This is a genomic window from Kosmotoga sp., from assembly GCF_982836095.1.
This window is the reverse complement of record NZ_CEYIHJ010000050.1, coordinates 1-11,021: the sequence shown is the minus strand read 5'-3', so window position 1 is coordinate 11,021 and position 11,021 is coordinate 1. Positions and strand designations below refer to the sequence as shown.

The following is an 11,021-nucleotide window of genomic DNA, read 5'->3' as shown; positions in this document are numbered from 1 at the left end:
CCACCAATCCTGGACATCTTCCACTTCATAAGCGCTTCTTGCCATAGGAACAAGTACCAGGTCAGGCTTTAGTTCTTTCACTGCATCAAGCGCATCGTCATGAAAAAGTTCGCCACAAACAAGAAAAGCAACTCTGCCGAAAGGAGTCTCGATCACAAGGTGTTCTGTTCCTTCTTTATAAACTTCTTTTGGAGCTCTTGGTGAATGCCAGCCAGAATCAGTTCGACGGTGCTTAAGAGCAATATTCCCATCAGGTGAGATTAGCACAGCACTATCATATAAAGCACCATCTTCTATTTCGAAAAAACCTGTGGCTATCCAGATTCCCAGCTTCTTGGATAACGATACAAGCTCATTGATGTATTTTCCAGAAACATTTTCGCCTAAAGCGAGGTCATTTTCGGGCAAATCGGTATTGATTAAGCCTGTAAGGGCAGCTTCAGGAAAAAGAACTAACCCGGCACCGTTATCAGCAGCTTCTTTAATTAAGCTACGGATTATTAAGAAATTTTCTTCTTTGCTTGCATGGATTTTATTGATTGCAACAGCACATTTCATGAAGACCCTCCTAACTTTGGATGTATCATCTAAAAATCTATCATGACTCCAAATGATAGGCAAGGTGGTTTCGAAAGCCCTTAAATAAAAACGGGAGCTTCCGCTCCCGTTTTATGTTGCTGGAATAACCAAAATTGCTGACCAGTATTTCAGGTGAAGGAGGGGTAGCTTTATTTTATCGCCAATTATTTCTCCTTTTATTTCCTGCGGCGCGATATAACCATCAGGTGATATGAAGTAAAAATGTGAGTTTTCAGGGATAAGGCTTTTTGGAAGGTTTATAGTCAGGTTAGAATATTCTTCAGGTGCTCGTTGTTTGTGCCTCCATAATGAACTTCTTGCATTCATCAAATTTACAAAGTTAATCATCAAACCTTGTTCTGAATTTTTAACAGTAACCCAAATCTTTCCTTTTTTTGGGCTGGTTGAATAGCTTTCTTCAAAATGCACATCAGATAATTCGTCAAATGTGCCGTTCAAGAAATCCTCATATCTAACTTGAAAATCGTAATAAGCCTTTAGGGCATCAAGAACTTTCATATCTATGACATCTGCGCCCGGAAAATAAGGGCCGGAAAGTATGCGCATGATTTCTCCAATTTCAAGCCTTCTGCCTCCACTTACGGCAATGACTGAATCGGCTAAAAATATACTGTGTTTCTTTATACCTTCAAGATAAGCCGCCAGAATTACAGGCTTGCCACCACTTCTTTCTTTAGCATCCGTTATCATCTTGTAGAGGTCTTCATATGTATTACAGCTTTCCCATGGCTCGATATAAACCGCATCAGCTTCTGCTTTGTCTTGAATTTTATTCGGCCAGTTGTTCACATAATTGAAAATGACAGGTCTGTTTGTTTCTTCTTTTAGCAAGTTTATGAATTCCAAAAATCCTTGAGATGTTCTATATGGAATGTATTTCCCATCTTTTAATATATAGGAAGTGAGGTCTTTTGGATATCCATATTGGTCAAGATGTATCCCATCAAATCCGAATTCAATGGTCTTTTTACACTCGCCTATGAGAAATCTCGTCCAGCTTGAATCTTCCAACGTATTTGTTATCAATATCTTTTTGTAGAAATCTACGGGAGTCCAGCTGTCACCATCTTTTTTATAAAGAAGCCATTCTGGATGTTGCTTTCCGAGTTCACTGTTACATGCATAAAGTGCAACGTAAGCCATAGAGGCGATATTCCGTTTGTGACCTTCCTTTATTAAATCCTTTAGTGTAGTGTTGGATATTTTTCTTACCCTTTGCCAGGCATCTTTGTATTCATCGCCTTCATCATACACGAGTTTCCCATAATCATACATCCAATCGTAGTACTGAAGACCGTTTATGTGGAATTGCACAAGATAATTCATCGTTTTCTCAATATCATAACGCTCAGGAAAGAAATCAGTAAGGAATCCATATCTTGGCGAATCTGTCCAATTGTTCAACACCGAAAATCCTCTGCTGATGCTTTCATTGGCTAATCTTATATCTATTCCATATCCTCCAGTCTCCTGGGGTACATCTAATTTTATTGTTCCAGTAGTACTCCCGCTCTTGCAAAGGATTGGCGTTACTCCACGAGAAATTTTGAGTTCATATTCAACGGGGTTATCAAGTCCTTCGATAAACAATGTCATTTTGCTTCCAGGGGCGTAAAAGGCTTTATCAAAATTCAACTTCACAATAGCACCTCCAAAGCAAGAGAGTAAAATAACAACTAATAGAAAGCAAACTCGTTCTTTCTTCATACTTTGCCCTCCAGATCGAGCAGCAATTCCAGATGGTTGGCATGAGACCACAACAGAGGTCTGGCTATCTCTCCCCAGAGCTCAACCCATTCAGGATATTTCGCGCTATCTATCAGGTATTCAGGTACCTGCTCCGGGAGCCCTTTGTCATTGAAATGGCTTTCTATCCATTTTTTTATTATTTTTGCTTTTTCAAGCTCCCCGCTTCTAACATAATACTGAGCAAGAGTTGCTGAAAGCAAAATCCAGCTTCCTCCACCAAAATAGGTATCTGTGGAGTAACGTTTAACTCCACCGTTTACATACAGTCTATTTTCAATTGACTTCACAGTGTTAACCATCACCGGGTTATCGATGGGAAAGAGTTCAAAGGGAACTGCCCCCCAGATAAGGCTTGCATCGACATCACTGCTTAGAGTTGATTTCTTCAGCCTATTACATTCCATGAGTTCTTTTTCAATAAAACTCATAATTTCTATCCACCCGGTTTCTCTGTGAAGAATCTTCTCTGCCGCTCGTAGCCCAGCAGCTATTGAAAAGAGCGTAGAAGTATGAATCCCTCCAGGATTTTCTTCCCAGACATCGTAGCAGGGGATTCTCCAAACCTTTATCAAGTATTTTGAGAGCAGTTCAATGAGTCCTCTATTTTCATCTATTAAATCTTGTGGAGCATATTTCTCAACAGCCCAAAGAAAGGTTCCATAACCATCGCTTTGCCCATTTGGCCAGTCATCTGATGTTAGAGTCCCATCAAGGTTATACCGTGTTGGAAGCAGGTCATTGTGGGTTATAAAGTCATTCGAGGTAGCGAGGAGCTTTTCAATTCTTGGTTTTTGACCCGCAATTATCTGGAATCCCCATCTGAAAAACTTTTCAGCTGATTCCATATTCCCTGCTCTGGCCATTGCAGCTGCTATAAACGAGCCGTCTCGAAACCAGCAATATCCGTATTGGGAAAAATTTGGTGACGCAATATATGCGCCTTGTGGAGATTGATTGGTGTGGATTATTTGAATGGAATACTCTGAGAAATCCATTATATTTTCAAACCCCCTTCAGCGACAGCTTTTACAAAATATTTTTGGAACATAAAATAGATGATAAGCACCGGCAAAATGGCGATAATTGTGCCTGCAAAGAGCAAATGCCATTGTACTCCGTGTTGGGCTCTGAAACCCAGTATCCCAATTGGAAGGGTCCAATCACGTTTATCTCTTAAAATGAGAGATGGCCAGAAATAATCATCCCAAACCCCCAAGAATGACATAATAACCAACGTTGCCAAAGCCGGCCTGGCAAGCGGCATGGCTATATGCCAGTACGTCTTGAATATGCCACAACCATCCAGTTCTGCCGCTTCTTCAAGCTCTCTGGGTATGCTTTCAAAAAAACCTCTCAAAAAGAACGCGTTGAAGGCTATCCCTCCAATCCCACTTGTTAGGACAATTGTAAGGGGATTGTCCATGAAAAAGGGGACTTTCCTTATCATGTCGAATTGAGGAATTATCAGCAATAAGCCCGGAACAGCCAGAGTTGCAATGAGCACAGAAAACCAGAGCTCTTTTCCGGGAAATTTAAACCGCGCAAAACCATAGGCGGTTAACGAAGAGAGAAAAACGTTCAATAGAACTGCAGGTAACGTGATTTTCAAAGAGTTCAAAAAGTAGAGTTTGAAATCGGCTTCTACCCAAACTGTCTTGTAATTCTCAAAAGTTGCGGGTTTTGGTATCATCTGTGGTGGTACTGTGAAGATGTAGGCGGATTCTTTTAGTGAAGTCACCACCATATAATAAAAGGGAAAACACATGATAATTGCACCAATAAAGAGAAGCGTATAGATAATCAGATCCATTATTTTCTTTTTCATGATCAACACCTCAGTAAATCTCTCTCTTAAAGAGTTTTCGCTGAATTTGGGCAATAGTGAAAACTATCAAGAAAAATATCACAGCTATTGCTGCACCATACCCAAAATGGAAGTAATCAAAGGCTTCTTTAAACATATAACTACTCAAGACCTGTGTTGAATTCCGGGGGCCACCACCGGTTATCACGTAAACAGAGAGAAAAACGTTGAATCCTCCAATTGTTAGCATAACTGTCTGGAATGCTATTACCGGTCGTAACATTGGAATCGTAATCTTCCTGAGTAGCATCCAGCCATTAGCCCCATCAATTCTCGCCGCTTCATATAATTGTTTGGGTATCCCTTGAAGCCCGGCAAGAAAGATGAGCATACTCCAACCTATGCCTTTCCAGATACCAAGCACGTAGATTGGTATCATTGCGGTATTTTCCTGCGCCAGCCATCTGATATCTCTGTTAATCAGGTGAAGCAAGTCTTTCAACAGATAATTCACCAGTCCACCACGTGTAGCAAAGAGATATTGAAAAAGCACCGAAACTACTACCCAGGAGGTTATAACTGGCAAATAGTAAAGTAGTCTAAAAAACGTTTGGCCTTTCAATCCTCTTGTAAGCAAAACCGCGATAAGAAGGCCTATGATCATCTGGCCCGGCACAGTTACGATCACATATTTAAGCGTGTTAATCAAAGCAGTATAAAATTTGTCATCGTGAAAGAGCTTTACGTAATTGGATAATCCAACGAACTCATTTGGAATTCTCGGATTGATATTCCATTTGTAGAGGCTCATCAGGAAACTCTTGATTATTGGATAAAGTGTCCATATGAGATAGCTGAGAAGCCCGGGAAGTACAAAGAGAAATCCAGCCCATTTTCGTCTCACTTCACGTTTCACTGAAGACACTCCTTAAAAAGAGGGGAGGTGCTCTCCCCTCTTAAATTGTGAATAAACGAATCATTCAAACTCTGATAAGACTTCTTCGATATCCATCGCTGCTTCCCAAAGAGCAAAATCGGGATTATAATCTGCAACAATAGCATTTTGCCATGCGAGGTCCATTATATCGTTGATCTGATTCCATCCAGGATGTGGTGAACGAGCTACGGCTGTTTCGAGCTGTTTCATGAAAGTATGGAAGTATGGATGGTTTTGAATAATAGGGTCTTCAACAAGGTCTTTTCTTACAGGCATCTGGCTTACTTCAACAAAAGCCTTCTGAACTTCATAGGAAGTCATATATTTCGCAAATTCCCATGCGGCTTCTTTGTGCTCTGAGAAAGCAGAAATGACTATATCTTCTCCGCCTACTACCGATTTTGAACCACCTTTGCCTGCCGGGAAAAGCGCGAAGTTAATTTCAGCGTCAGGATACTGTCCCTTGATAATTGGCCAACTCCAGGGTCCAGCAATAATCATAGCATAAACATCTTCGGCATATCCTTCAAAAGTCCCTATTCCTCCACCACCGACAACAGTATCGGCGATGTATCCGTCATAATAAAGGTCTTTGAAGGTTTCTAAAGCCTTGATGCTTTCATCGGAATTAACATAGCCTTCAGCTTTGGAATTCGTTGGATCGAGGATATAACCGCCAAAGGAGTAAATCCATGGTATGGAGTTCCATGGACCCAACCCGTAATCTGCATATCCCCATTGATCAGTCTGGCCATCACCGTCTTTGTCCTTCGTGAGGAGCTTAATGTCATTCACAAATTCTTCCATCGTTTCAGGTGGACCATCTAAGCCAGCCTCTTCAAAGAGTTTTTTATTCCATAGGAGGACACGGGTATTTGTATCCAGAGGCAAGCCGTAGTAGTTGCCATTCCAATAGCATGTGGAAAGAGGTCCAGGAAGGAATTGATCTTTCAGTTTGTTGAATTCGTTCGGGAAAGCCTTATTCAAAGGCAGCAAAACTTCAATGTCACCAAATTGTGGAACCCAAATGATATCCATTCTGATCACGTCGGCGAGTTCCCCGGTTGCCGTACTAACAATCAACCTTTGTCTCATGTCATCGTAGTTGACCTGTGTTTCGACGACCTTTATGTCTGGATGGAGCTTTTCAAATTCTGGGATGATTTTCTCGGTCAGGAGCTTATACTCCCCAGAATTGGTGCTATACGTATGCCAGAACGTTATTTCTTCGACACCAAACACCGCAACAACAACTACCAAAAGTGCCAGTACAAGAAATATCTTCTTCATACAAACCTCCCCTTTTCTATTTTTGAGAAACCCTGAAAAGTTTCTCATCCATTAGGTTATAAACCGAACCCAAAGCCCAGCTTTCTTCGCCAAGACCATCAACCTCAAAGACCACATTATCGCCTAATCGCCCAAAGGCATTTTTTACAGCGAATTGTATGGATTCATTGAGAAAATGGTCTCTAAATTCGAGTGCTTCACCACCAATAAGCAGATAATCTGGAGCAAGCATATTGATAATGTTCTTCATAGCAATACCAACAAGCTGGGCATACTCACCAAAAACACGCATAAATGTTTTTTGGTCAAGGGCTTTAGCCTCGCGAAGGTATTCGATTTCTGAACTTTCTGACTGCTTCACGGATTTGTATAATTCTTTTAGATGCATGTTTTTAGTCGAAACAGCAACTTTTTTCACAAGAGCACCGAAAGAGGCTTCCGCTTCAAGGCATCCTTTGCTTCCACAAGTACAGGTTGCTCCGTCTTTTACCACTGTCATATGCCCGATTTCACCTACGCCACCTTTTGCTGTATGAATTTTTCCATCGATAATCAAAGCACCACCAATACCAACCCCAAGAGTTATCACAACAGCATTTGAATATTCTCCCGCTTTTCCAAGCCACAAATGGCTCATCGCAAAAGAATCAACGTCGTTCATCACAAGCACTTCGCATTCAAAAGCTTTTTTGAGCATTTCAGCGATATGCACATCACGCCAGCCAAGCAAAAAGGAATCCCTTACTATACCCTCTTTTGAATCAACAACACCAGAAACAGCAACTCCAATACCAAGTAATTGTCCATTTCTCTTTGCGCTGCATTCACCCCAGCATCTTTTTATTACATCAATTATCGATATAGGGTCAGATACTTCTGTTTCACATCTTTGGTTCTCAAGCATCTTCCCCGTGAAATCAGTGATCACAAGCTCAATATAACCGACGCCAATTTTCACTCCAAGAAACTGTCCATACTGTGGATTGAGTGAAAGCAATATGGGCTTTCGGCCGCCTGAAGATTTGGCCGAGCCGGCTTCAAGCACCATTCCCTGAGAAATTAGCTCCGCCGTTATCTTTGTTACAGCGGCAGGGCTTAAACCTGTTTTTTTTGCTATCGAAGCCCTATCGATTTTTCTGTTGTTATAAATAGTCCTCAATATGAGCTTTTCGTTTATCTCTTTGATTAAGTATTTTGAACCCCTTCTTTTCATCTTATCACTTTCTTTCTTCAGTGAATTAACTAAGTTCATTATAAAACTTTTTCCCCTCAAAGCAAGACAGGGTAGGCAAATGTTATTTGTGGTTACGAGTAATTATCTGCTAATATGCAAAGATATCTTTGTATTTCTACGAAAGAGGTTAAAGAAAAAAACAGATTGTGTTTTGCAACACCCGGTTTTTGAAGATTTTTTAGAAAATGCCGGTTCAGAGTTTCAATTCGAAATTTTCCAGAAGCTCAAGCGATTGCAGGTTTTCTTTAAGGTGCTCAACAGAAGCGGCTTTTGGTATAGTAACCACTCTTTCCTTTGAAAGGAGCCAGGCGAGCATTATTTGGTAAATCGAGACGTTGTATTTTCTGGAAGCTTTTTCGAGAATGTTTTTCACGTTTTCTGAAATCACTTTTCTCCTCAATGGTGAATAAGCGGTCAGAGTTATATCGTTTTTCTGACAAAAGGGCAAAAGCTCCTTTTCCGGTTCCCTGTCTTCGATGTTGTATAAAACTTGATTGCAGACTATTGGCTCAGAGGATACTGCTATGGCACTTTTCAACTGGTTTGTGTTGAAATTTGAAACTCCTATATGCCTTATAAATCCGAGTTTTTTCATTTCTGCCATGGCACTTAATGATTCCTTCAGCGGAAGATCGGGATTGTACCAGTGTATCAGATAAAGATCTATGTAGTCGGTATTAAGCCTTTTCAGACTTCCTTTCAACGCTTTTGGCAGGTCTTTTGATGATAGATGGGTAGGCCATACCTTTGATACGATAAATAGCTTTTCCCTTGCAAAAGATTGTATGGCTTCTCCAATCAGTTCTTCAGTGTGACCCGCCGCGTAATATTCTGCTGTATCAATGTGGGTATATCCCATTTCGATAGCTTCTTCAAGCAATGCTATTGTTTGTTTATCTCTTGAGTGATCTGGTGCTTCATAACCGCCTATCCCCCATGTTCCAAGACCAAGAGCGGGTATATTTTCACCGGTGCTTCCAAGTTCCTTAAATATCATTTCTTTCACCCCTCAAAATCTGTTTATGAAATTATATTCCCTATGTACCCTTTTTGCCAAATATTCTTATCCACCCCGTGTACAATCTAATTAGCCCGCAACAATTGGAGGGATATCATGAGAACGGAAATGGAAGTAATTAAAGAAATATTGGAATGGGCAAAAAGGCAAGAAAAGGTCAGAGCTGTGTTGTTAACGGGCTCAAGGGCAAATCCAGGAGCTTTTACGGATATCCTCTCTGATTATGATGTAATCTTTGTGGTAAACGACTTGCCTGAGTATGCAGGTGATGATTCATGGGTTTCAAAATTCGGGGAGGTGATAACTTCTTTCAAAGACGAATTCATTTGGAAGGAACACGGTGGTGTAAAAACATACACCCGACTGATGCAATACAGTGATGGTATCAGGATAGATTTCAGCCTCTGGCCGATTGAGCTCTTAGAGCTCATTTCAAAAACAGCAATTCTTCCTGATTCTTTGGATATAGGATATAAAGTCCTGCTGGACAAAGACAGATTGACTAAAGAATTGAAACCTCCAACTCACAGAGCATACGATATTTCACCGCCAACAGAAGCAGAATTCCTCACACAAGTTAGGGAATTTTGGTGGGATATCACATACGTCCCCAAAGCTCTCTGGCGCGATGAATTGTTTTTCGCTAAATACATGATGGAGCACATAAGGTTTGGATTCTTTGAAAAAGTGCTCAATTGGTATATCGGAATGAGACACAACTGGAGTGTAAACCCCGGAAAACACGGCAGGTGGTACAAGCACTATCTTGAGCCTGAATTGTACGAAAGGCTTGAAAAAACTTTTTTCGGCTCAGAGCTTAAGGAAAATTTGGATGCAATGTTTCAGCTGATAGAGCTTTTTCGCTATTTCGGAATTGAACTGGCAAAGTCCCTTGGGTACAACTATCCGATGCACCTGGATGAAAAGGTGTCAAAATATATTACAGCAATTGAAAAACTAAGCAGAAATGCCAAAGAAAGATCTGCTGGTTTTTAGATTACTCTGGTACACGCGCAATTACTCTAGCGATAGATGAATCGGCTTTTATTCTCAACGGAAGAGCTATCACTTCAAAGATATTTACATCAATCAATTTGTCGAGATTTGTCAAATTTTCCGCGATGAGCACACCGCCAGAAAAGAGTATCCTGTGTATTTCAAAGGGATACCTGTCTGGAGAAGCCGAATCAAGTCCCAGCATTTTTACTTTTCTTTCTACTAAAAACTCAGCGAATTCTTTTGTTACAACAGGATTGTTCAAGAAATATTCCTCAGTCCCGAATTTTTCATCGCATCCGGTATGAAGAAGAACAATGCTCTTCTCTTTTATGAAAGGCTTATACTCTTCTTTGAGCTCAATAACTTCTTGCTCTCTGACATCCAGCAAAACGCCTTCTCCAACAAAGTTTTCAAGTGGAAAGTCTAAAATGTGCTTTTTGCTGTTTGTCATATGCATAGGACCATCGATATGTGTACCACTATGCATGCTTATTTCCAGCCTATGGTTATTGTAACCGTCTTTATCAAGATGCCTTGACTGCCGTAAAATCGTCTCATCATCACCGGGATACACAGCTATTCCATTTTCGATGATTCTCGTCAGATCAATGAATTTGCTCATATTCATGCCTCCTATTTTCAAAGGAACAATGAAAAGATAACAATAGCAGTCCCTATTATTTTTATCACACCTAATTGCTCAGAGAGAAAAGCAACAGCGAAAAGCGTGGATACGATGGGTTTTAAATAGAAGACTCGACTTGCCGCAGAAACGCCAAGACTTTCCATTGCTTTAAAAAACGTCAAATAGGCAACCCCTGTTACTCCTATACCAAGATATAGGACCCCCAACCAACCTGTAAAAGAAAGCTCTGGAAAAGAGAGTTTCCCGGTGATAGCCAGCAACATTCCATATAAAATGCTGGAAAAGAAAGAAGAATATGCGGTGCTAACCAATGCTCCGTATTTTACAATGAATCTTTTCATAATGAGCGAATACAACGCAAAAGATAATGCAGCGGAAACACCGAAAAATATACCTATAAAGGTGTCTCCAACTATTTTTCCATAGGCAAAAACAATTATTCCCATTAATCCAAGCAAAGCGCCAAAGAATTTTCTCTTTTCTAATTTCTCTCCAGCAATAAAAACAAGTAGTGAAACAAACAACGGATTAGTGGATACAAGAGTCGCAGCTGTGGAAGCATTCCCGTACTTTATAGACAGCTGGAGTAATGTCATGGAAACGATAGAATTCATTGAACCGACAGTGGCAAGAAGCAAAACGCTCCTGAGCGAGAGTCTCTTTCTCACGAAAAGCAGCAAAAAAAGGCCACCCACAAAAAATCTAAACCAGGTGAGAAAAAAGGGGTCAACAGAACCCATAAGA

The 11,021-nt window shown here is 40.6% G+C and carries 11 protein-coding genes; 1 reads left to right on the top strand and 10 read right to left on the bottom strand.

Annotation, left to right across the window (positions count from 1 at the left end; genetic code table 11):
- The 8 genes from AC3LHT_RS04935 to AC3LHT_RS04900 form a co-directional block, all read right to left on the bottom strand.
- The coding region (locus AC3LHT_RS04935; RefSeq protein WP_488662148.1) for a carbon-nitrogen hydrolase family protein at positions 1 to 558 on the bottom strand (558 nt) is incomplete at its 3' end.
- A gap of 111 nt (positions 559 to 669) precedes the next feature.
- Entirely contained in the window at positions 670 to 2,307 is a 1,638-nt protein-coding gene (locus tag AC3LHT_RS04930; protein ID WP_488662147.1) for a glycoside hydrolase family 66 protein, read from the bottom strand.
- Positions 2,304 to 3,344, bottom strand: a complete 1,041-nt coding sequence (locus tag AC3LHT_RS04925) for a glycoside hydrolase family 15 protein (RefSeq protein ID WP_488662146.1) — start codon at positions 3,342 to 3,344, stop codon at positions 2,304 to 2,306. The genes AC3LHT_RS04930 and AC3LHT_RS04925 overlap by 4 nt, the downstream gene beginning before the upstream one ends.
- The gene (locus AC3LHT_RS04920; protein WP_290647299.1) at positions 3,344 to 4,174 is read right to left on the bottom strand and encodes a carbohydrate ABC transporter permease; all 831 of its coding nucleotides are present in this window, start codon (positions 4,172 to 4,174) and stop codon (positions 3,344 to 3,346) included. Before AC3LHT_RS04920 ends, AC3LHT_RS04925 begins: the two co-directional genes overlap by 1 nt.
- A gap of 10 nt (positions 4,175 to 4,184) precedes the next feature.
- Positions 4,185 to 5,069 carry a carbohydrate ABC transporter permease gene (locus tag AC3LHT_RS04915; RefSeq protein WP_290667385.1) on the bottom strand — a complete coding sequence of 295 codons (885 nt, stop codon included), beginning with the start codon at positions 5,067 to 5,069 and terminating at the stop codon, positions 4,185 to 4,187.
- Between the two features lie 60 nt (positions 5,070 to 5,129).
- Positions 5,130 to 6,380, bottom strand: a complete 1,251-nt coding sequence (locus AC3LHT_RS04910) for an extracellular solute-binding protein (RefSeq protein ID WP_488662145.1) — start codon at positions 6,378 to 6,380, stop codon at positions 5,130 to 5,132.
- Positions 6,381 to 6,396: 16 nt separating this feature from the next.
- Complete coding sequence (locus AC3LHT_RS04905; RefSeq protein WP_488662144.1) at positions 6,397 to 7,593, bottom strand: ROK family transcriptional regulator; 1,197 nt, start codon at positions 7,591 to 7,593, stop codon at positions 6,397 to 6,399.
- A 214-nt stretch (positions 7,594 to 7,807) separates the two neighbouring features.
- Entirely contained in the window at positions 7,808 to 8,611 is an 804-nt protein-coding gene (locus AC3LHT_RS04900) for an aldo/keto reductase (protein WP_488662143.1), read from the bottom strand.
- 117 nt (positions 8,612 to 8,728) lie between these two features.
- On the opposite strand from AC3LHT_RS04900, the gene AC3LHT_RS04895 reads away from it, so the two are divergent.
- The gene (locus tag AC3LHT_RS04895) at positions 8,729 to 9,628 is read left to right on the top strand and encodes an aminoglycoside 6-adenylyltransferase (RefSeq protein WP_488662142.1); all 900 of its coding nucleotides are present in this window, start codon (positions 8,729 to 8,731) and stop codon (positions 9,626 to 9,628) included.
- Position 9,629: 1 nt separating this feature from the next.
- Here the strand turns inward: AC3LHT_RS04895 and AC3LHT_RS04890 are convergent, their stop codons facing one another.
- Both AC3LHT_RS04890 and AC3LHT_RS04885 read right to left on the bottom strand, forming a co-directional pair.
- On the bottom strand, positions 9,630 to 10,253 hold the full coding sequence (locus tag AC3LHT_RS04890; protein ID WP_488662141.1) for a cyclase family protein: 624 nt from the start codon (positions 10,251 to 10,253) through the stop codon (positions 9,630 to 9,632).
- A gap of 17 nt (positions 10,254 to 10,270) precedes the next feature.
- On the bottom strand, positions 10,271 to 11,021 hold a 751-nt coding region (locus AC3LHT_RS04885; RefSeq protein WP_488662140.1), incomplete at its 5' end, for a DMT family transporter.

Coding starts and splice junctions, on each gene's coding strand:
- AC3LHT_RS04930 (WP_488662147.1), bottom strand. CDS start 2,307: ATGAAGAAAGAACGAGTTTGCTTTCTATTAGTTGTTATTTTACTCTCT.
- AC3LHT_RS04925 (WP_488662146.1), bottom strand. CDS start 3,344: ATGGATTTCTCAGAGTATTCCATTCAAATAATCCACACCAATCAATCT.
- AC3LHT_RS04920 (WP_290647299.1), bottom strand. CDS start 4,174: ATGAAAAAGAAAATAATGGATCTGATTATCTATACGCTTCTCTTTATT.
- AC3LHT_RS04910 (WP_488662145.1), bottom strand. CDS start 6,380: ATGAAGAAGATATTTCTTGTACTGGCACTTTTGGTAGTTGTTGTTGCG.
- AC3LHT_RS04905 (WP_488662144.1), bottom strand. CDS start 7,593: ATGAAAAGAAGGGGTTCAAAATACTTAATCAAAGAGATAAACGAAAAG.
- AC3LHT_RS04900 (WP_488662143.1), bottom strand. CDS start 8,611: ATGATATTTAAGGAACTTGGAAGCACCGGTGAAAATATACCCGCTCTT.
- AC3LHT_RS04895 (WP_488662142.1), top strand. CDS start 8,729: ATGAGAACGGAAATGGAAGTAATTAAAGAAATATTGGAATGGGCAAAA.
- AC3LHT_RS04890 (WP_488662141.1), bottom strand. CDS start 10,253: ATGAGCAAATTCATTGATCTGACGAGAATCATCGAAAATGGAATAGCT.